Annotated in this window: 19 protein-coding genes; 4 read left to right on the top strand and 15 right to left on the bottom strand. The window is 68.6% G+C overall.

What is annotated here, in order from left to right:
• The 3 genes from ACLQ7T_RS14625 to ACLQ7T_RS14615 form a co-directional block, all read right to left on the bottom strand.
• On the bottom strand, positions 1 to 1,044 hold a 1,044-nt coding region (locus ACLQ7T_RS14625; RefSeq protein WP_420480070.1), incomplete at its 3' end, for a helix-turn-helix domain-containing protein.
• A gap of 174 nt (positions 1,045 to 1,218) precedes the next feature.
• Positions 1,219 to 3,423, bottom strand: coding sequence for a phosphoenolpyruvate--protein phosphotransferase (gene ptsP / locus ACLQ7T_RS14620; protein WP_420480069.1), 2,205 nt, complete (start codon positions 3,421 to 3,423; stop codon positions 1,219 to 1,221).
• 114 nt (positions 3,424 to 3,537) lie between these two features.
• Positions 3,538 to 4,812: an aspartate kinase gene (locus ACLQ7T_RS14615; RefSeq protein ID WP_420480068.1), complete on the bottom strand. Its 1,275-nt coding sequence runs from the start codon at positions 4,810 to 4,812 to the stop codon at positions 3,538 to 3,540.
• Positions 4,813 to 4,867: 55 nt separating this feature from the next.
• On the opposite strand from ACLQ7T_RS14615, the gene ubiG reads away from it, so the two are divergent.
• On the top strand, positions 4,868 to 5,668 hold the full coding sequence (gene ubiG, locus ACLQ7T_RS14610) for a bifunctional 2-polyprenyl-6-hydroxyphenol methylase/3-demethylubiquinol 3-O-methyltransferase UbiG (protein WP_420480067.1): 801 nt from the start codon (positions 4,868 to 4,870) through the stop codon (positions 5,666 to 5,668).
• Here ubiG and ACLQ7T_RS14605 read toward each other — a convergent pair.
• Genes ACLQ7T_RS14605 through ACLQ7T_RS14575 form a run of 7 tightly spaced genes read right to left on the bottom strand, consistent with a single transcriptional unit; the run spans position 5,665 to position 9,877 of the window.
• Complete coding sequence (locus tag ACLQ7T_RS14605; RefSeq protein ID WP_420480066.1) at positions 5,665 to 6,141, bottom strand: GNAT family N-acetyltransferase; 477 nt, start codon at positions 6,139 to 6,141, stop codon at positions 5,665 to 5,667. The genes ubiG and ACLQ7T_RS14605 overlap by 4 nt on opposite strands.
• Before the next feature lie 11 nt (positions 6,142 to 6,152).
• Positions 6,153 to 6,626 carry a DUF6265 family protein gene (locus ACLQ7T_RS14600; RefSeq protein WP_420480065.1) on the bottom strand — a complete coding sequence of 158 codons (474 nt, stop codon included), beginning with the start codon at positions 6,624 to 6,626 and terminating at the stop codon, positions 6,153 to 6,155.
• Between the two features lie 30 nt (positions 6,627 to 6,656).
• Entirely contained in the window at positions 6,657 to 7,484 is an 828-nt protein-coding gene (locus ACLQ7T_RS14595) for an AraC family transcriptional regulator (RefSeq protein WP_420480064.1), read from the bottom strand.
• Positions 7,485 to 7,488: 4 nt separating this feature from the next.
• A complete protein-coding gene (locus ACLQ7T_RS14590; RefSeq protein WP_420480063.1) occupies positions 7,489 to 7,923 on the bottom strand; it encodes a DUF1178 family protein in 435 nt (144 codons plus the stop codon).
• Positions 7,920 to 8,768, bottom strand: a complete 849-nt coding sequence (locus ACLQ7T_RS14585; RefSeq protein ID WP_420480062.1) for a carbon-nitrogen hydrolase family protein — start codon at positions 8,766 to 8,768, stop codon at positions 7,920 to 7,922. The genes ACLQ7T_RS14590 and ACLQ7T_RS14585 overlap by 4 nt, the downstream gene beginning before the upstream one ends.
• Entirely contained in the window at positions 8,765 to 9,022 is a 258-nt protein-coding gene (gene grxC / locus ACLQ7T_RS14580; RefSeq protein ID WP_420480061.1) for a glutaredoxin 3, read from the bottom strand. Before grxC ends, ACLQ7T_RS14585 begins: the two co-directional genes overlap by 4 nt.
• A 60-nt stretch (positions 9,023 to 9,082) precedes the next feature.
• Positions 9,083 to 9,877: a ComFC family protein gene (locus ACLQ7T_RS14575; protein WP_420480060.1), complete on the bottom strand. Its 795-nt coding sequence runs from the start codon at positions 9,875 to 9,877 to the stop codon at positions 9,083 to 9,085.
• On the opposite strand from ACLQ7T_RS14575, the gene ACLQ7T_RS14570 reads away from it, so the two are divergent.
• The gene (locus ACLQ7T_RS14570) at positions 9,876 to 10,760 is read left to right on the top strand and encodes a methyltransferase domain-containing protein (RefSeq protein ID WP_420480059.1); all 885 of its coding nucleotides are present in this window, start codon (positions 9,876 to 9,878) and stop codon (positions 10,758 to 10,760) included. The two genes, ACLQ7T_RS14575 and ACLQ7T_RS14570, sit on opposite strands and share 2 nt — an antisense overlap.
• Before the next feature lie 43 nt (positions 10,761 to 10,803).
• Here ACLQ7T_RS14570 and ACLQ7T_RS14565 read toward each other — a convergent pair whose 3' ends face one another.
• The 4 genes from ACLQ7T_RS14565 to ACLQ7T_RS14550 are packed head-to-tail and all read right to left on the bottom strand — an operon-like array spanning position 10,804 to position 13,726.
• A complete protein-coding gene (locus tag ACLQ7T_RS14565) occupies positions 10,804 to 10,983 on the bottom strand; it encodes a Flp family type IVb pilin (RefSeq protein WP_420480058.1) in 180 nt (59 codons plus the stop codon).
• Positions 10,984 to 11,004: 21 nt separating this feature from the next.
• Positions 11,005 to 11,415, bottom strand: coding sequence for an 8-oxo-dGTP diphosphatase MutT (gene mutT / locus ACLQ7T_RS14560; protein ID WP_420480057.1), 411 nt, complete (start codon positions 11,413 to 11,415; stop codon positions 11,005 to 11,007).
• A complete protein-coding gene (argJ, locus tag ACLQ7T_RS14555) occupies positions 11,412 to 12,806 on the bottom strand; it encodes a bifunctional glutamate N-acetyltransferase/amino-acid acetyltransferase ArgJ (RefSeq protein ID WP_420480056.1) in 1,395 nt (464 codons plus the stop codon). The genes mutT and argJ overlap by 4 nt, the downstream gene beginning before the upstream one ends.
• Entirely contained in the window at positions 12,803 to 13,726 is a 924-nt protein-coding gene (locus ACLQ7T_RS14550) for a peptidylprolyl isomerase (protein ID WP_420480055.1), read from the bottom strand. The genes argJ and ACLQ7T_RS14550 overlap by 4 nt, the downstream gene beginning before the upstream one ends.
• A 233-nt stretch (positions 13,727 to 13,959) precedes the next feature.
• On the opposite strand from ACLQ7T_RS14550, the gene secA reads away from it, so the two are divergent.
• Positions 13,960 to 16,815 (top strand): preprotein translocase subunit SecA, encoded by a 2,856-nt coding sequence (secA, locus tag ACLQ7T_RS14545; RefSeq protein WP_420480054.1) that lies wholly within the window; start codon positions 13,960 to 13,962, stop codon positions 16,813 to 16,815.
• 118 nt (positions 16,816 to 16,933) lie between these two features.
• Positions 16,934 to 18,097: an aminotransferase class V-fold PLP-dependent enzyme gene (locus ACLQ7T_RS14540; RefSeq protein WP_420480053.1), complete on the top strand. Its 1,164-nt coding sequence runs from the start codon at positions 16,934 to 16,936 to the stop codon at positions 18,095 to 18,097.
• A gap of 1 nt (position 18,098) precedes the next feature.
• Here the strand turns inward: ACLQ7T_RS14540 and ACLQ7T_RS14535 are convergent, their stop codons facing one another.
• Positions 18,099 to 19,004 (bottom strand): hypothetical protein, encoded by a 906-nt coding sequence (locus tag ACLQ7T_RS14535; RefSeq protein WP_420480052.1) that lies wholly within the window; start codon positions 19,002 to 19,004, stop codon positions 18,099 to 18,101.
• Positions 19,005 to 19,296 lie beyond the last annotated feature (292 nt).

Below are 19,296 nucleotides of genomic sequence, written 5' to 3'. Positions count from 1 at the left end.
GGCCTGGGCGGCCTGGCGGGCCGCTTCGGCGCGCGCCGCGACCTCGGCCGCGGCCTGACGGGCCAGGGTTTGTGCGCGCGCATTGAGCCCGGCGAGCGGGGTCTGCTGCGCGGTCAGGGCGCCGCCGTGCTCACCGTTGAGATAGACGTCAAAGGCGCCGAAATCGGACGCATCAATCACCGCGGCGACATTGACCGGCGCGCGCCAGGCCTCTCCGGCGGCGAGTTGCCGGGCGAACAGCACGCGACCATCCGCCATCCGCACCACGATCGCCGCGGCCTTGCGCGCCTGGATCACGACGCTGGAGGCGCTGGCCGAGGCCCCGTAGATCGCGCCGCGCGGATTGAAGGCCTTGGCCACCGGGGCCGCCGCGGCAGCGGCGGCGGCGGCAGCGTCGGCGGGGTCCACGCCGGTCAGCTGCATCTCAAGACCAGGCGTCACATAGAGCGCCGGAATCGTCTGGTCCGGCGGCGCCGGCTGCGGAGCCGTCAGCCGCATATCGACGTCCTGTCCGGGAATCGTCCCCAGTCGCCAGGTTTCCGGCACTTCAGCGATATCGGACGGCTGGGGCGCCTGCATCAGGCTGACTCGCTGGAAGACGTTCCACCCCACAATGGCGAAGACCAGCGCCGCCAGACCGGCGATCAGTCGGGGCGAGTAGCGCTTGACCTCCTCGAACGCCACGCCGACCGGCGGCTGAAGCGGAACGGAGGGATCGGGGCTTTCACGCTTGAAGCGCTCCACCGCCAGCTGCTCGTCCAGGCCGAGGGCGCCGGCGTAGGCGCGCACATAGCCGATCGAGAAGACGCGATTGGGCAGGATGGAGAAGTCGTTCTGCTCGAGGGCCGTCAGGTAACGGGCCGGCACCCGGGTCTGGGAGGCCAGTTCGGCGAGGGACCGACCGGACAGGTCACGGGCGACCCGCAGACCTTCGCCCAGAGTCGGCGCATCCGTGACTGAAGGAACCACATCCCTCCAGTCGCGGTGCGGATCAAACTCTTCCGGGCCCTTGCCCGCATCCAGCGCCATGACGCTCGACCCCACACTCGACGACGCGTCATCCACGCCCGTCGTACTCGAACCCGGCCCCTGTACCATATTGGGATGACAGTCTGGTCCTGCCCCCGCAGGCCCGCCGAACTCACCTTGTGGATAACTCATAAGGGTCGCCCGATCAATGATTTGTTAAGCACGCCGGTCGCCGGGACCGGGTGCGGATCAAATCTGGACGTTCAATTTCCGGGCCAGGGTTTCGAGTTCGCCGCGAACCGAGGCCGACGACGATCCGAGCAGGCCCGGCAAACCCCGACGGGCGGCGGCGAGATCGGTGGACAGGATCATCCGCTTGACGGGCCCCACCCCGCCGGCCGGCGCGGACAGGCGGGTGAAACCCAGCGCCAGCAGGGCGAACGCCTCCAGCGGTCGACCCGCCAGCTCCCCGCACACCGAGACCGGCGTCCCGGTATCCGCGCACTTCTTCTGGATTTCGGCCAGCGCCCTCAAGGCCGGAGGAGACAGCGGATCGTATCGATCCGAAACCAGCGGGTTCGTGCGGTCGGCGGCGAACATGTACTGGAACAGGTCATTGGTCCCGATCGAGACGAAGTCCGTCAGCGGCAGGAGGGCGTCGAGGTGCCACAGCAGGCTGGGGCACTCGATCATCGCCCCGACCCGCAGAAGGGCCGGCAATTCCCGCCCCCGTCGCCGCGCCCAGGCGCATTCCACGTCGACCAGCTCCCGCGCGGCGCGGAACTCTTCAACGGTGGCGATCATCGGGAACATGACCCGCAGTTCGCGTCCCGCGGCGGCGCCCAGCAGGGCGCGGAGCTGCAGGCGCAGCATGGCCGGCCGATCCAGTCCGAGACGGATGGCGCGGCGGCCCAGCGCGGGATTTTCCTCCCGCTCGGTCTCGAGATAGGGCAGGACCTTGTCGCCGCCGATGTCCAGCGTCCGGAAGGTCACCGGCCGATTCCCGGCCGTATCGAGCACGAGACGGTAGAGTGCGGTCTGGCTGTCCAGACGCGGCAGCTCCTCCGAGACCATGAACTGGAACTCGGTGCGGAACAGGCCGATGCCCTCGGCGCCGGTGGCGTCCAGGTTCTCCAGATCGACCGCCAGTCCGGCATTGGTCAGAAGGCTGACGGACTGGCCGTCGAGGGTGACCGGAGCGACGTCGCGCAGCTTGGCGAACTCCGCCTGCCGTTGGCTGCGAACCTCCATGCGGGACTGGACGGCCGCCAGCATGTCCGGGCGCGGACGGAGATAGGCTTCACCGGTTTCGCCGTCGGCGATCACCAGATCGCCCTCCGACAGCCTGTCGCGCAGCCCCATAAGGCGCCCGACGCAGGGGATCTGGAGCGCGCGCGCGACGATGGCCGCATGGCTGGCGGCGGAGCCCTCCTCAAGCAGGAGGCCCTTCAGCTTCTCGCGGGGATATTCCAGCAGGTCCGCCGGGCCGAGATTCCGGGCCACCAGAATGGCGTCATCCGGCAGGTCCCGCTGTCCCGGGCTGTCCCCCGCCAGAACGCGCAGGAGGCGGTTGGCCAGATCCTCGAAGTCGTGCAGCCGCTCCTTGATGTAGGGATCACGAGCCTTGGCGAAGCGGGCCCGATGCTCGTTCCGCACGCGATCGACGGCGGCTTCGGCGGTCAGCCCCGTGCGGACAGCCTCTTCCAGAGACCGGTTCCAGCCCCGGTCGTCGGCGAACATCCGGTAGGTTTCCAGCACCTCGAAGGACTGCCCGGCCAGCTTGCCCTGCCCGCCTTCCAGCATGGCGTCGATATTGGCCTTCAGGCCGATCAGGGCTTCGCGAAGACGAATCTCCTCGACCTGCTGGTTCTCGGCCAGAAGGTTCTCGGGCGCGACCGGCGCCTCGTGCAGAACGACATGCCCGAAGGCCAGCCCCTCGGCGAACCTCTGCCCCTTCAGGCGCTCCGGGCGGTGCGGCGCGACCTCGATGTCGCGCAACTCCTCCTGCCCCAGCAACTCGCCCGAGGCGACGGTCTCGGCCAGCACCATGGCGATGGTCTGGATGTCCTCGACCTCGTCCTCATCGTACCGCCGCTCGGACCGGTTCTGGACGACGAGGACCCCGATCGCCCGGCCGCCCCTCAGCAGGGGGGCGCCGAGGAAGGCGTGGTAGGGATCTTCACCGGTCTCCGGACGATAGGCGAAGCTGGGGTGGGACGGCGCGTCCGACAGGCTGATGGGGACGGCGCTGCGCGCCACCTCGCCGACCAGACCCTCGCCCGGGCGCAGACGGGTGTTGTGAACGGCCTCGGGCTTCAGGCCCTGGGTGGCGAACAGCTCCAGTTCGCCGGAGCCTCGCCGCAAATAGATGGAGCACACCTCGGCCACCATCGACTGGGCGATGATGCGCACAACGGTGTCCAGCCGATCCTGGGCCGGCGCGGCCCCCGCCATAGCCTCGCGGATCTGGCGAAGGAGGTTACGCGGCCCCCTCGTCGTCAATCCGCCAACCGGCATGGCCCCTCCCGTGACTGCGGCCCCCAAGATGGGAACCGCCAAGCTTTAAATCTAGACCGCTTCCAGTCCGTAAGCCGAATGAAGCGCACGAACGGCCAGTTCCGCATAGGCCGCATCGATCAGGACGCTGATCTTGATCTCCGACGTGGAGATGGCCTGGAACTTCACGCCCTTGTCCGCCAGCGCCTTGAACATGGTCTGGGCGACACCGGCGTGGCTGCGCATGCCGACCCCGACGACCGAGACCTTGGCGACGTCCTCATCGACGCGCAGCTCCTCGAAGCCGATCTCGGCCTGGGCCGCCCGCATCAGTTCGGCGGCGCGCTGGGCGTCGCGACGGCCGGTGGTGAAGGTCAGGTTGACCGTCCCGGCCGTGCGGGACTGGGACTGGACGATCATGTCCACATTCACACTGGCCTCGGCCAGACGGGTGAAGACGTCCGCGGGGGCGTCAACGCGGTCCGAGAGGCCCAGCAGGGTCAGGCGGGCCTCATCACGGCTCATGGTCACACCGGACACGATGCGCTTTTCCACGATCTCCTCCTCGTCGCAGATCAGGGTTCCGCCCTTGTCGGGCATGACGCCGTCAGCGTCGGGTTCAATGAAACTGGACAGGACCCGGACCGGGACCTGCTTCGCCATGGCCAGCTCGACCGACCGGGTCTGCAACACCTTGGCGCCCAGCGACGCCATTTCCAGCATCTCCTCATAGGAGACCTTTTCGAGGCGGCGGGCGCGGGACTCGATGCGGGGGTCGGTGGTGTAGACGCCGTCGACGTCCGTGTAGATGTCGCAGGGGCACTCCAGCGCCGCCGCGACAGCGACCGCCGAGGTGTCGGAGCCGCCCCGGCCGAGCGTGGTGATGCGTCCGCCCTTCGTCACGCCCTGGAAGCCGGGAACGATGGCGATCTCGCCGGTATCCAGCGCCGCGCCCAGAACCTCGCCCGGCACGTCCTCGATGCGCGCGCGCCCATGCGCATCGTCCGTGAGGATGGGAATCTGCCAGCCCATCCAGCTGCGGGCGTTGAGCCCCATATTGCGCAGGGTCAGGGCCAGCAGCCCCGAGGTCACCTGTTCGCCGGACGCGACGACGACGTCGTACTCGTCGTCCGACATCTCGATACCCGCCCCCGGCCGACCGGCGCCGTCGGTCCAGGCGACCAATTCGTTGGTCTTGCCGGCCATGGCGGAGACCACGACGGCGACCTTCTTTCCGGACGCGGCCTCGGCGGCGACGATCCGCGCGGCGCGACGGATTCGTTCAAGGTCGCCCATCGAAGTGCCCCCGAACTTCATCACCAGTCGCTGTGAGTCGGTCCGCGTCATCCTGACAGGCTGCTCCGTGCTTGCATGAAACGGCGCGCGGGTTCATCTCTGCGCCATGGCTGCTTCTAACGGCACGGTATCGGCGCGCAAACCCCAAAGCGGGGCGGAATTCAACGATCAGGCGGAAGGACCGTCGATCGATCCCGCCGACGTGGCCCGTTTCTCGGCCCAGGCCGCGGAATGGTGGGACGCCCGCGGGCCGTTCGCGCCCCTTCACCGGTTCAACCCGGCGCGGCTGGCCTTCGTGCGCGACCGGGTCGCCGAACGGTTCGGACGCGACCCGAAACAGCGCGAGGCCTTCGCCGGCCTGACCCTGCTGGACGTCGGCTGCGGCGGGGGCCTGATCGCCGAGCCGATGCGACGGCTGGGCTTCGCCGTCACGGCGGCGGACGCCTCCAGCGAGAACATCGGCACGGCTCGCGCCCACGCCGAACAGCAGGGGCTCGACATCACCTATCGCGCGGCGACCGTGGAACAGCTCGAGGCCGAGGACGCCGGACCGTTCGACGTGGTGCTGACCATGGAGGTGATCGAGCACGTGGCCGATCCGGAGGCCTTTGTTCGCGCCTGCGCGCGGCTGGTGAAGCCGGGCGGCATCCTGATCGTCGCGACCCTGAACCGGACGCTGAAGGCGCTGGCCCTGGGCAAGTTCGCGGCCGAATACGTTCTGCGCTGGGTGCCCGCCGGGACCCACGACTGGAACCAGTTCCTGAAGCCCGATGAGATCCGGGCGATGCTGGCGCCGGAAGGCCTCGCCGTCACCGGTCCGTTCGGCCTGGCCTTCAACCCGCTGACCGACCGCTGGAGCGAGGGCGATTCCGACATCAACTACATGATGGTCGCCACCCGGGATTAAAGCGGGCGAACCATGTAGCGGGCGTCGGAGCCGTAGGAGGCCAGCCTGGCGGCCATCTCCGGCGTCTCCCTCACGATAAAGCCGTGCCGGGTCCAGAAGGGCGACGCGTCATTGACCGCGACCAGCGCCACGGCGGGCCAGCCCGCCGCCTTGGCCGCCACCGCCAGCTGCTCCACCACCGCGCCGGTATGGCCGCCGCCCCGCGCGTCGGGGTGCAGGGCCAGATCGTGCAGGTACATGACCGAGGCGTCCGCCGGGATGGCCTCGATCAGGGTGTTCAGGGCCGGCGCGCTGTCGGACCGCCACGGATAGGCGACCATATAGCCCCGGGGCTCACCCACGCCGGCGGCGAGAACGAAACAGCCGGACGGATTCAGGGCCAGCCGGTTCGCGAACAGGTCGCGACCTTCGAAATGGTCGGGAAAGCCGATCACGGCGATCGCAGCGACGGCGTCGAGGTCCGCCTCCGTCATCGGTCGCCAGCTCAGGCCGGGCAGCTGGTGTTGAACTCCGCCTTCTGGAACCGCCACCGGATCGTCCTCGCCTGACCGTTGATCTCGCCCTCGATGCGGGCGTTCAGCACATCGCCGTCGCGTTCATAGATGACCCGTTGGGGGAAGTCGTGGGCGGCCTGTTCGAAGACGACCCGGTTCGGGCCGGATTCGATCACCGGGAAGGTCGTGGGCGTCTGCCCCTCCGGAATGGCGAAATAGCCGAAGGGCGCGTCCGGCGCCGGACCGGTCGGGGCGATGCGGGCCAGCTCCCAGCCCACGCGGCCATTCCGGACCGTGACCGAATTTCCCGCCATCAGGCCCAGACGCGGCGGGCTCCAGGTCTCGGCCACCTCGCGCCCGCCTTCACAGGACAACCAGTAGCCGGCCATCCAGCCCAGTTCGGGCCTCAGGTCGGTCTGCGGACCGCCGGCGAGGGCGGCGGTCATCAACAGGGCGGTCAGCATCTCGGGTCTCCCTCCGGGTAGGACCGGAACCTAGGCCGGGTGATCCGGGGCCGGCTTGTAGGATTGCGACGCGATGGCCCGCGCCAGCGCCTGCTGCTCCCGGGCCCATTCGGTGGCGGTGCAGCCGAGGAAGCGACGAAAGTCGCGCGCCATCTGCGGCTGGTCGAAATAGCCCGCCTCCAGACCCGCCCCCAACCACCCTTCGGCGCCGGGCAGACCCGGATGGGCTGCGTGGTCGAAGACCCGGCGGAAGCGGAAGATCGATCTCAGCATGCGGGGCGACACGCCCACGCGATCGGCGAAACGGCGCTGAAGCGCGCGTTGGTCCGCCGGCGATCGGGCGGTCGGCCCGGCCTCGGCCGCCAAGGCTTCAATCTCGGCGCGGACCAGGGGATCGCTGCGCCACTCGCTCCGACGGCGCTGGTCCGCCAGCCAGCCGCTGAAGGCCTCGACCTGCGCTTCCGGATCCCCGGCCCGGGCGGAAAAGCCCGCCAGTCGCCGGACCATGTCCAGCCGTCGATCCGTCGCCTCGACGAGCGGTCGCCCCAGCCAGTCGCGGGCGCCGTCGGGCTCGAAACGGATCGCCACCAGTTCGGTCGGTCCGACGGGACGCAAGGCGAGAGGCCGGGTCATCTGCCCCGCGAAAATCGCCGACGGCTGGAGTGTCCAGCTCCCGTCCTCTCCCTGCTCCTCATAGGGCGCCCCGAGATCGAAGATCAGTTCGGGGCAGCCGTCCGGCGCGATGCGCTGGACGACGGGGGCCGGATCGGGATCGGCATAGGTCCAGATCATCCGCACGAACGGCCTGAGCGCCGCGGGCGGCTGGAACTCCTGATAACGCTCCCCCTCGCCCGCCATGGCCTCAATGGACCTCTGACTTGTCCGGAGGAAGACCGGGCAGGTGCGCGACCGGCACCCCGTCTTCGCGGAGTTTTCTCACATCGGAGGCCGTGGCCTCACCGTAGATTTCGCGCCGCTCCGAACGGCCCTCATGAATATCCCGCGCCTCGCGGGCGAAGGCGTCGCCGACGTAGTCGAAATTCTGCTCCACGTGGCTGCGCACCTCGCGGGCCGCCTCCATCATCATGGCCTGCATCTTCGCCGCCATGTCCGCGGACGCCGCCGACTTCCTGGTCCCGGACACGGACGGCGCCATGACCTGCTTGGACACGGCGCCGGAACCGCACACCGGGCATTCGACCAGCCCGCGCGCGGACTGCTCGTCATAGTCCGAGGACGACCCGAACCAGGCCTCGAACCCATGACCGTGGTCACAGTTCAGGGCATAGCGGATCATGCCGAAACATCGGCCGGCGGCGCGAAATCGCGGTCGTGGGTCAGTTGCGGCACCGCATGGCGAGCCTTGTCGACCGCCTCGAGATCGAGCGTGGCGAACAGGACGCCGGGTTCGTCGTGATCCAGCTTCGCGACCACCTCGCCCCAGGGCGCGACGACGGTTGAGCGCCCCCACGTCCTGCGGCCGTCCTCATGCTCTCCGGCCTGTGCGGGCGCGAGGATCCAGGCGCCGCTCTCGATGGCGCGCGCGCGCAGCAGGACTTCCCAATGCGCCTCCCCCGTCGGAACGGTGAAGGCGGCGGGGACAGCGATCATCCTCGCCCCCGCCTTGGCGAGGGCGCGATGCAACTGCGGGAAACGGATGTCGTAGCAGATGGTCAGCCCGAGTCCGCCCCAGGGGGTTTCGGCCACCACCGCCCCGTCGCCGGGCCGGACCGAGGCGCTCTCGCGCCAGCGCTCGCCCGTGGGAAGGTCGACGTCATAGACGTGCAGCTTGTCATAGGTGGCGGTCACCACGCCCGTGTCATCGATCAGAATCGAGCGATTGGCCGCCCGGTCATCGCCCGTGTGGCCCGACCTGACGATGGCGGAACCGATCAGCAGCCAGACGCCCAGCTCCTTCGCCAGCGCCTTCAGTTTCGCCACCACCTCATCGCGGTCGTCGGAAACCAGAACAGCCTCGCGAGCCGCGCGGTCCTGGATCAGGAAGTTGGTGGCCTCGGGCGTCAGGATCAGCTTCGCCCCGCCTGCGGCGGCCTGCCGGATCAGGGGCTCGACGTGGGCGAACGCCGCCCCCGGGGTGGCCGGGGTGCGGGTCTGGATCAGGGCGACGGGGAGCGTGGTCATGCCGCCAGCATTGGGTCCAGCTTGCCCTTGCGGTCAAGCGCATGCAGGTCGTCGGAGCCGCCGATGTGCTGGTCGTTGATGAAAATCTGCGGGAAGGTCATCCGCCCCCCCGACCGCTGGATCATCTCCTGCTTCTTCTCCGGATCGTTCGAGGCCACGATCTCGGTGAATGCCGCATCCTTCTTCTTCAGCAAGGCCATGGCGGCAATGCAGTAGGGGCAGCCGGGCTTGGTGTAGATGACGACGTCAGCCAATTTTCTCTCCAACTCAAAACGGGGGCGACGGGGCCCCTGAAGGACCGCGGACGGTGCACCCTACATAGTCAGTTCCCGCACGGTTCGCACCCGGGCGATGACCGCCAGGTCGACGGCGCGGGCGCCCGCCTGCAGCAGCGCGCGGGCGCAGGCTTCGGCGGTGGCGCCCGTGGTCAACACATCGTCGACCAGAAGGATGCGCCGCCCCCGGATCCGGCGCGCGCCGCCAGGCGTGACCGCGAACGCCTTCCTGACGTTCAATCGACGCCCCCGCGCGGACTTGCCGCCCTGACTGGTGGTGTGGGCCTGCCGGATCAGGGCGTCGGGCAGGTAGTCCAGACCGGCGTCGCGGGCGAGCGGCCGGGCGACCTCGGCGGACTGGTTGAACCGGCGCGACAGCAGGCGCCAGCGATGCAGGGGCACGGGAACGACCGCATCCGCCCCGGCCAGAAGCGGCGCGGCGGCGCGGCTGAGCCATCGGGCGAACAGGGGGGCGAACGGCTGATGGTCGCCATGCTTGAACTTCAGGATCAGGCCGCGCGACGCCTCGTCATAAAGACAGGCCGCCCGGGCGCGATCAAAGGCGAAGGGCTTGGCGAGGCAGGCCGCGCAGCGCTCCGACGCAAACGCCCCGCCGTCCATCTCAAAGGCCGCGCCGCACCCGTCGCAGACCGGATCCTCCAGAAACACGATCCGGCTCCAGGCGCCGGCGGTCAGACCCGCGGAGGCCGTGGCTTCCGGGCCGTCGTGGGCGAGGGGCGGCAGCAACAGGTCCGCGGCCGAGCGCCCGATCCGGCGTCCGATGTCGGTCGCCGCTTCCCAACGCGCCCTCCAGACCCCATCCTGAAGGCTCATGAGCCCCTCCTCCGGTCCCCCCGTCATCTTCGACAGCCGTCGCCGCACGGCAAGGCTTTTGCGCAGCGACCGGTTGTTTTCCGGCGCCGATTTCCTGCACGTGCGGGCGGCGCAGAACGCCGTCGACAGCCTGGACGCCCTGTTGCGGGACTGGCCTGACGTCGCCGACCTGTCCGCCCATCCCGGTCCATTCGCCGCCGCATTGAAAGGCAGCCACGCCGCCGGGCGGGTCGGGCCAGTGAGGACGATTGCCGACAGGGCCCTCCGGGCCGGGCCGGGCGACGCCCCGCTCACTCTTGCCGACGCCTCGCAGGATCTGATCGTCAGCCTGATGAGTCTGCACTGGGCCAACGACCTGCCGGGGGCCCTGAGCCAGATCCGTCGCGCGCTGAAGCCCGACGGCCTGTTCGTGGGCACGCTGCTGGGCGCGGGGACGCTGAAGGAGCTGCGCGCCGTGCTGACCGAGGCGGAGCTGGAGGAACGCGGCGGCGCGCAGGCGCGGGTCTCGCCCTTCGCCGACGGCTTCGACGGCGCGGCCCTGCTGCAGCGGGCCGGGTTCGCCCTGCCGGTGTCAGACGTGGACCGGCTGACGGTGCGCTACCCCGACCTGTTCGCCCTGGTCCGCGACCTGCGCGCCATGGGCGAGACCAATGTGCTGGCCGGACACGGACGCCCGCTGACGCGCGGCATCTTCGCGCGGGCGGCCCAGCTTTACTCAGAGCGGTTCGGAGAGGCCGACGGGCGCATCCCCGCGACGTTCGAGATCGTGCACCTGGCCGGCTGGGCCCCGCATGAAAGCCAGCAGAAGCCCCTGCCCCGGGGCTCGGCCAAGATGCGGCTGGCGGATGCGTTGGGCGTCAAGGAACAGACGGGCGAGGAGTGAGCCCCGGCCTCAAGCCGCCCGATGGGCGACCGGGCTAAAGGTGTCAGCCGCCCATGGCGGCGCGCAGGGTGTCCATGGCGGCGTTGAAGATGCCGCTCGACGTCCCGCCGAAGGCCGTCAGGGCCGACAGGATGACGAGGAAGATCAGGGCGATGATCAGCCCGTACTCAATGGCGGTCGCGCCGTCCTCATTGTCGCGGAAGCGGGTCAGGAAACGGATCACAGCGCCTCCCTTTCCGGACGGCTAGAGCAGATCGCGCAACCAGGCGATCAGGGGTTCGTCCGCCGGAGGCATGGGATAGTCCGCCAACTGCGCGGGCCGCACCCATTTCAGGGCCGAATGCTCACGCGCCTGAACCACCCCCGACCAACGTCGGCACAGGTACAATGGCATCAGAAGGTGAAATGACTCGTAACCGTGACTGGTAAACACGAACGGCGCGAGACAGGCCTCGTTCACGTCGATGCCGAGTTCTTCCTTCAGTTCGCGGATCAGGGCCGCCTCGGGCCGCTCGCCCGGCTCGACCTTGCCCCCGGGGAATTCCCACAACCCGGCCAGCTGTTTGCCCTCGGGCCGCCGGGCGATCAGCACCCGGCCGTCGGCGTCGATCAGGGCGACGGCGACGACGAGGACGGTTTTGACGGGTTCGGTCACGAGCGGTAGTCGCCGTTGATCTCGATGTAGCGCTTGGTCAGGTCGCAGGTCCACACGGTGGCGGAGGCCCGGCCCGACCCGACGTCGACGGTGATGTCGATCTCCGGGTTCTTCATGTAGGCGCTCATCTTCGCCTCGTCGTAGGTCGGCGACGGGGCGCCATCGATCGCCGCGACGTGCGGCCCGAATTTGATCGCCAGACGGTCGCGATCCACCGGCTCCTCGGTCTTGCCCACGGCCATCACGACCCGGCCCCAGTTGGCGTCCTCGCCGGCGAGGGCGGTCTTCACCAGCGGGCTGTCGGCGATGGACTTGGCCAGTTTGCGGGCCGAAGCGGGACTGGCCGCGCCGTCCACGGTGATCTTGACGAATTTGGTCGCTCCTTCGCCGTCGCGGACCAGCTGGTGCGCAAGGTCCAGCATGACCTCGTCCAGCGCGCGGCTGAAGTCCTTCAGGCGGCGATCACCGACCCGGCCGATGCGCGGCGCGCCCGAGGTTCCGGTGGCGAACAGCAGGGCGGTGTCATTGGTGGAGGTGTCGCCGTCGACGGTGACGCTGTTGAACGTGGTGCGGACGTGCAGGCCCAGCATGGCGCGCAGGACGTTCTGGTGGATATCGGCGTCCGTAACGATGAAGGCCAGCATGGTCGCCATGTCCGGCGCGATCATGCCCGACCCCTTGGCGATCCCGGCGATGCGGACCTTGTGGCCCTCGATCTCGCACTCGGCGTAGGATCCCTTCGGGAAGGTGTCGGTCGTCATGATGCCGAGGCCGGCCGCGGCCCAGTTGTCGGCCTGCAGCCCCGCCTCGATGTCCGGAAGGCGGGCGGCGATCTTGCGATCGTCGAGCACCACGCCGATCACCCCGGTCGACGCCAGCATCACGTCGCGCTGCCGGCAGCCGAACCGCTTGGCCACCTCGGAGGCCGTGCGACGCGCGGCGTCCGCCCCGGCCTTTCCGGTGAAGGCGTTGGCGCACCCCGCATTGATCACCAGAGCGCGAATGTCCGAGCCGCCGCCCTCCGCGTCCAGGTGGCGTTTGCACCAGTCTACGGGCGCGGATCCCACCTTGTGGCGGGTGAATACGCCGGCGCAGGTCGTGCCGCGGGCGAAGCTGAACACCACCAGATCATCGCGCTCATGCTTGTAGAAGCCGGCCCGCCCGGTGGAGATCTCCACCCCTCCGATCGGAGGGATGGTCGGGAAAGGGACAGCCAGAGGCGAAACCTGCAGCCCCGGCTTCCCCGGCGCCGCGACGGGCGCCGAAGCGGGCTTTCCGGAGGTGGTGGCGCGCTTCAGCACCGTGGCCACCGGCTCCAGCGCCTTCTCCAGGGCCTGTTCGATCTTCTGTCCGGTCGAGCCGCGGCCGGTCGGTGTGGGGGTCTTGGTCATCGGGCCTTGGCGGGAACGGGGGAAGCGGGAGGGTTGGCCGGCGCCTCGGGCGCGGAGGCCGGCTCGGGGGACTGGGCGCCACCCTGCAGAAGCACGTCCACGGAAGCCTTCTGCCGAAGATCCTCAAGCAACTGCCTGACGCCCTCGTAGGTCAGGTAACGGACGATCTGCGGGCGGGCCTGATCCATCGTCGGCGGCGTCTCGCGCCGGCGGTCCTCGACCCGCAGGACGGCCCAGCCGCCTTCGGTCTGGAACGGCCCCACGGTCGAGCCGGCAGGGCGGTCCCGCAAGGCGTTGCGATAGGCCTCGGGCATGACATCCGGGGTCAAATAGCCCAGATCGCCGCCCGAAAACCGGGTCGCGTCGTCGATCGAGCGCTCCATGGCGACCGCCTCGAAGGCGGCGCCCTGCCCGAGAACGCCGACCACCGCATCGGCCTCGGCCCGGGTGCGCGACAGGATCAGTCGGGTGCGCACCTCTTCCGAGTTCCGGGCGAGGTTCAGCTGGCTCTGGTAGATCGCCTCGACAGCCTTGTCGGAAATCTTGTCGTTCACGACCGTCTCGACCAGCATGTCCCCGAGAATGCGCTCCCGGGTCGCGGCCAGGCGGCGCTGGGCCAGCGGCGAATTGTCCAGTCCCCGGCGCTCGGCCTCGTGCGCCAGCAGCTTCTGGTCGATCACCTCGTCGAGAACCCGGCGGAACAGGGCCGAGGACACGTCCAGGGGTTCGCCCTCGCCGACCAGCCCCTGCGCCACCGCCTCGCGCTTGACGTCAGAGGCCCAGATGGTCTCGTCCTGCACCCGCGCCACGGCCCGGTCGCCGGGCTCCGGCGGGTGGTCCGAACCGCCGCCGCGACCACAGGCGGCGACGGTCAGGACCGCCGCCATCAACAGGGGAAACAGGACGCGGAAGGACCTCATGCGGGCGCTCCGTCTGCGGGCGGCGAAAGGCCCTCGCGTTGACAGGGATAGGGCCGGTGCTTAAGTCCCGGCTGCGCCCAAGTCGAGGGGTTTTCGATCGTTCGCGCGGCCCTCGCGCGCGCCTTTCACAGGCGCACCGGGCCGTCGGCGCCGAAGCCGCTCCGCGGCGCCCGTCCGCCGCCCTACCGGGACCCCGTACCAGAGCGCTTCGCTCGACCGCCTTCGGATACTCCATGCTCGGCTTCGCCAAGAAGATTTTCGGCTCGTCCAATGACCGCAAGGTCAAGGATTTCATGGGCCGCGTTCAGAAGATCAACGCCCTCGAGGCGAAGTACGCCGCCCTGTCCGACGACGAACTTCGGATGATGACCGACGCCTTCCGCGACCGTCTGGCCGCCGGAGAGAGCGTCGACAAGATCATGAACGACGCCTTCGCCGTGGCGCGCGAGGCGTCCAAGCGGGTGTTGGGCCAGCGCCAGTATGACGTGCAGCTGACTGGCGGCATGATCCTGAACGACGGCGGCATCGCCGAGATGCGGACCGGCGAGGGCAAGACCCTGGTCGCCATCGCACCGGCCTATCTGAACGCCCTGACCGGCAAGGGCGTGCACGTCATCACCGTCAACGACTACCTGGCCCGCCGCGACGCCGAATGGATGGGCCGCGTCTACCGCTTCCTCGGCCTTGAGGTCGGCGTGATCGTCAACGGCCTTTCGCAGGGCCAGCGTCAGGCCGCCTATGCCGCCGACATCACCTACGGCACCAACAACGAGTTCGGCTTCGACTACCTGCGCGACAACCTGGTCTACGATCGTCGCGAGATGGTGCAGCGTCCGCACCATTTCGCCATCGTCGACGAGGTGGACTCCATCCTCATCGACGAGGCCCGGACCCCGCTGATCATCTCCGGCCCGACCGAAGATCGCTCGGACCTCTATGTGACGGTCGATGCGATCATCAAGGAGCTGATCCAGGACAAGGCCACCTACGACCTCGACGAAAAGCAGAAGCAGGCGCTTCTGACCGAGGAAGGCTCGGAGCTGATCGAGCAGATCATGCAGGAGCGCGGCCTGTTCGCCGAGGACACGACGGACCTCTACGACGCCCCCAACATCACCCTGGTGCACCACATCAACCAGGCCCTGCGCGCCAACACCCTGTACCAGAAGGACAAGGACTACATCATCAAGGCCGGCGAGGTCATGCTGATCGATGAGTTCACCGGCCGGATGATGCAGGGCCGCCGCCTGTCGGAAGGCCTGCACCAGGCGATCGAGGCCAAGGAAGGCGTCAAGATCCAGCCCGAGAACCAGACCCTGGCCTCGGTGACGATCCAGAACTACTTCCGCCTCTACGAGAAGCTGTCGGGCATGACCGGCACCGCCGCGACCGAGGCGCAGGAATTCATGGACATCTACAAGATGGATGTCCTCGAAGTTCCGACCCACCGTCCGATCCAGCGCATCGACTACGACGACGAAATCTACCGCACCGAGCGGGAAAAGAACCTCGCCATCGCCGCCCAGATCGCCGAGCGCCATCTGGCCGGCCAGCCGGTCCTGGTCGGCACCGTCTCGATCGAGAAGTCGGAAGTCCTGTCCGAACTGCTCAAGAACTACGTCTACAAGGTCGAGGTCAGCCGGACCCTGAAAGCCGAGTTCGAGGGCAAGGCCAAGGACGCCGAGAAGCTCGGCGATGCGGCTTATGACATCCAGTACGAGACCAAGCTGCGCGGCATTCCGCACGCCGTGCTGAACGCGCGCCAGCACGAGCAGGAAGCCTATATCGTCGCCGACGCCGGCCTGCCGGGCGCGGTGACCATCGCCACCAACATGGCCGGCCGCGGCACCGACATCCAGCTCGGGGGCAACCTCGAAATGCGGATGCAGAAGTGGCGCCAGGACCAGCGCAACCTCGCCGTTGAGGTCACGCCCGCCATGGAGGAGGCCAAGGAGGCCGAGTTCAAGGCCGAGATCAGCGCCCAGAAGGAAATCTCGATGGCCGCCGGCGGCCTGTTCGTCCTCGGGACGGAAAGGCACGAAAGCCGCCGGATCGACAACCAGCTGCGCGGCCGGACCGGCCGTCAGGGCGACAAGGGCACGTCGAAATTCTTCCTGTCCTGCGAGGACGACCTGCTGCGCATCTTCGCCGGCGACCGCCTCGACGCCATCATGAAATCCTTCGGCGTCGCCGAGGGCGAGGCCATCAGCCACCCCTGGCTGAACAAGGCGGTCGAACAGGCCCAGAAGCGCGTCGAGACCCGCAACTACGACATCCGCAAGAACCTGCTGAAGTACGACGACGTCGTGAACGACCAGCGCAAGGCGGTATTCGAACAGCGTCAGGAGTTTATGGACTCCACCGATCTGTCGGAACTGGTCGACGAATTCCGCGCCGACGTGATCAACGACCTGGTCGAGCGTCACATGCCGCCCAAGGCCTATGCCGAGCAGTGGGACATCGAAGGTCTGGACGAAAAGGTCCGGTCGACCCTCGGCCTTGAACTGCCGCTGGCCGAGTGGGCCGCCGAGGAAGGCGTCTCGAACGAGGAGATCGAGGAGCGCATCGCCCAGGCGGCCGACGCCCGCGCCGCCGAGCGCACCGAACTGGTCGGCGTGGAGCAGATCCGCAGCATGGAACGTCAGTTCCTGCTGCAGATGATCGACATGCAGTGGCGCGAGCACCTGGTGCAGCTGGACCACCTGCGCGGCGTCATCGGCCTGCGCGGCTATGGCCAGCGCGATCCGCTCAATGAGTACAAGACCGAAGCCTTCAACCTGTTCGAGACGCTGCTGCACAACCTGCGTCACGACGTGACCCGTTGGCTGATGACGATCGAATTCCGCTTCGAGCCGCCGCCCGCGATGGAGATGCCCGAGTTCCAGGAAATCCACCTGAACCCCGGCACTGGCGAGAACGAGATGCGGAACCCGCTGGCCCAATTGCCGGAAGGCGCTCTGGAAGGCGACGCGCGGTCGCGCCTGCCGGTCGACGTCCTGCCCGTGGGCTGGGAACGCACCCCGCGCAACGCCGACTGCCCCTGCGGCTCGGGACGCAAGTTCAAGCACTGCCACGGCAGCCTGGTCTAGGTCGCGCTATCGCTCGCGACGCGGTCGCTCGCTGCTTGAACGCGATCATCCGGAGGCGGGTCGGCGACGACCCGCCTCTTTTCTTTTGGCCTTGGGGCGAACCGGATAAGGTCCGCGCATGAGCTACAAGTCCCTGTTCTCGCGCGCCCTCGGCCTGGATCCGGAGCGGCTGCATTTCGCCGCCCACAGCCATCATCTCTGGCCCGACGCCAGTTTTGACGGCCAGGTGCGGGCCTGGGTCGAGGCCAACCGCTTCGCCGACCGGAAATGGGATCTGATCTTCGGCGAGGTCATCCCGGAGGCCCAGGGCCACATCGCCCGGGAGTTGAACCTTCCCTCGCCCGACAGCATCGTCTTCGCGACCAACACCCACGAGTTCCTGCTGCGCATCGTGTCGGGCATTTCGGCGCGGCCGGTCCGGATCCTGTCCACCGACGGCGAGTTCCACTCGTTCCGACGCCAGGGCGAGCGCTGGGAGGAAGCGGGCGAGGCCGTCATCACCCGCATTCCCCTGCACCCGTTCGACACCTTCGAGACCCGTTTCCTGGAGGCAGCGAAGGCCGGAACCTACGATCTGATCCTGGTCAGCCAGGTCTTCTTCCGCACCGGACAGCTGTTCGGGGGGATCGACGCACTGGCGGCGCTGGCCCGGCCGGAAGGCCCCTGGGTCGTCGTCGACGGCTACCACGGTTTCATGGCGACCCCGACCGACCTGTCAGCGGTGGCGGATCGCATCTTCTATGTCGCCGGCGGCTACAAATACGCCATGTCCGGGGAAGGCGCGGGCTTCCTGCATGCTCCGGCGGGCTTCTGCCCGCGGCCTGTCATCACCGGCTGGTTCGCCGAATTCGGCGATCTGGAGGGCCCGCCCGGCGGAGTTCAGTACCGCACGGATGCGGGACGGTTCTGGGGCGCGACCCTGGAGGCAACCCCCTTCTACCGCTTCAACGCCGTACGACGCATGCTGGACGAGGCCGGCCTGACCACCGCCGACATCGCCCGCCACGCCCGTGAGATGATGCAGACCTTCCAGAGCGCCGCCCTGGGCGGAGAGGCCGGACGGTTGGACGGCGCCGAGTTGCTCAACCCCGTCGGCGCCGGGGCGGCCCGGGCGCGCTTCCTCGCCTTCCGTCATCCCGACGCCCAGATCTGGCGCAAGCGACTGCTGGACGCCGGCGTCGTGACAGATGTGCGCGATGATGTGATCCGCTTCGGCTTCGGCCTCTATCAGGACGCGGCGGACGTCCGGCGTCTGATCACGACCTGCGCCCGGATCCTGTAGCCTAGAAGAACGTCGCGTCGTCCTCGCGCCGCGCTTCCGGAGCCTTGCGCGGCGCGGGAGTCTGGGTCGTCGCCGGCGCGGCGGGCGACGGCGTCGTCTGACCCGGCTGGCCGGGTTCAACCGGCGCCGGGGTCTGGCCAGGAACAGGGGTCACCTGGGGGAGGCCCGGATAGGGCAGGCTCTGGGCCGGCGGACCACCGTCAGGATAGTCGAGCGGCGCCTGACCGTTGGCGTCCACCGCAGGCACGTCGGGCGCAACCCTGTCCGGCGCGCCGAGATCGTCACGGATGAAGGCCCAGGACCGGGCGTCGGAACAGGCGCAGGCCTTCATGAAGCCTTCGCGGTCGCGCCAGATGATCAACGGATAACGGGTCTGCAGCCCGGCCTCGCCCAGATTGCGGCTGAGCTGGCTGACGAAATCACGTCCGGCGTCGACCACCGCGCCCCGCGCCAGGTTGCCGTCGGCGGCCGGAATGCCCGCGGCGGTCCAGTTGTTCACCGGGGTGGCCGTCCAGCGCTCGTACAGCACCCAGTCCCGGGTCAGCCACAGCTCGGCCACGGTCGCGCGTTCGGCGGCGGTGGACTGGGTCATGCCCTCGCGATCAGGACGGGCGAACACCAGCACCCGGACCTCCACGCCGGCGGCGCGCAGCTTGGGCCCCTCTTCCCGCTCGAAACGCTGCATGGCGGCGCTGTCGCGATAGCCGATCAGGTAGAGGGCCTGACCTCCACCCCCCGCCGAGATCCAGGAGCTTTCGTCCAGCAGACGCTGGATCTCGACCTGGTTGCGGGTGACCGTCACCGGCTGGAAGCGGGCGTAGAAATTCCAGTAGGCCCAATAGCCGCCGCCCGCGAGGGCGAGGCCGATCACGGCGGCGAGGGCGGACCAGATGAAAAAGCGACGCATGCGGGGGAGCGCTCCAGCTTCACTGTTCGGACAGGTTAACGCCTAACATCGAAAAGCGCTGCCGCGAACGGCTGAAAGGGGATTATCGGGGTCCGCGCGCCCGGCGCGGCCTTGAGTCACCCTGCGCAGACGCTGCACGGGCGAAAAGAAAAGCCGCCGGCCCTCTTTCGAGGACAGGCGGCTTCCTTGTACGGCCCACCGGCCTTCGACCGGGCAATATCGAAGGCCGGCGGCTCAGCCTTCCGTGTTTAGCGGAAGTTGATGCCGATGGTGGCGCGACGGTTGAGCGGCT

The organism is Brevundimonas sediminis, from assembly GCF_048799765.1.
Lineage (GTDB): Bacteria > Pseudomonadota > Alphaproteobacteria > Caulobacterales > Caulobacteraceae > Brevundimonas.
This window is presented reverse-complemented; position numbering and strand designations above follow the sequence as displayed.

Coding starts and splice junctions, on each gene's coding strand:
- ptsP (WP_420480069.1), bottom strand. CDS start 3,423: ATGGCGGGGGCCGCGCCGGCCCAGGATCGGCTGGACACCGTTGTGCGC.
- ACLQ7T_RS14615 (WP_420480068.1), bottom strand. CDS start 4,812: ATGACGCGGACCGACTCACAGCGACTGGTGATGAAGTTCGGGGGCACT.
- ubiG (WP_420480067.1), top strand. CDS start 4,868: ATGGCTGCTTCTAACGGCACGGTATCGGCGCGCAAACCCCAAAGCGGG.
- ACLQ7T_RS14605 (WP_420480066.1), bottom strand. CDS start 6,141: ATGACGGAGGCGGACCTCGACGCCGTCGCTGCGATCGCCGTGATCGGC.
- ACLQ7T_RS14600 (WP_420480065.1), bottom strand. CDS start 6,626: ATGCTGACCGCCCTGTTGATGACCGCCGCCCTCGCCGGCGGTCCGCAG.
- ACLQ7T_RS14595 (WP_420480064.1), bottom strand. CDS start 7,484: ATGGCGGGCGAGGGGGAGCGTTATCAGGAGTTCCAGCCGCCCGCGGCG.
- ACLQ7T_RS14590 (WP_420480063.1), bottom strand. CDS start 7,923: ATGATCCGCTATGCCCTGAACTGTGACCACGGTCATGGGTTCGAGGCC.
- ACLQ7T_RS14585 (WP_420480062.1), bottom strand. CDS start 8,768: ATGACCACGCTCCCCGTCGCCCTGATCCAGACCCGCACCCCGGCCACC.
- ACLQ7T_RS14570 (WP_420480059.1), top strand. CDS start 9,876: ATGAGCCCCTCCTCCGGTCCCCCCGTCATCTTCGACAGCCGTCGCCGC.
- ACLQ7T_RS14575 (WP_420480060.1), bottom strand. CDS start 9,877: ATGAGCCTTCAGGATGGGGTCTGGAGGGCGCGTTGGGAAGCGGCGACC.
- argJ (WP_420480056.1), bottom strand. CDS start 12,806: ATGACCAAGACCCCCACACCGACCGGCCGCGGCTCGACCGGACAGAAG.
- ACLQ7T_RS14550 (WP_420480055.1), bottom strand. CDS start 13,726: ATGAGGTCCTTCCGCGTCCTGTTTCCCCTGTTGATGGCGGCGGTCCTG.
- secA (WP_420480054.1), top strand. CDS start 13,960: ATGCTCGGCTTCGCCAAGAAGATTTTCGGCTCGTCCAATGACCGCAAG.
- ACLQ7T_RS14540 (WP_420480053.1), top strand. CDS start 16,934: ATGAGCTACAAGTCCCTGTTCTCGCGCGCCCTCGGCCTGGATCCGGAG.
- ACLQ7T_RS14535 (WP_420480052.1), bottom strand. CDS start 19,004: ATGCGTCGCTTTTTCATCTGGTCCGCCCTCGCCGCCGTGATCGGCCTC.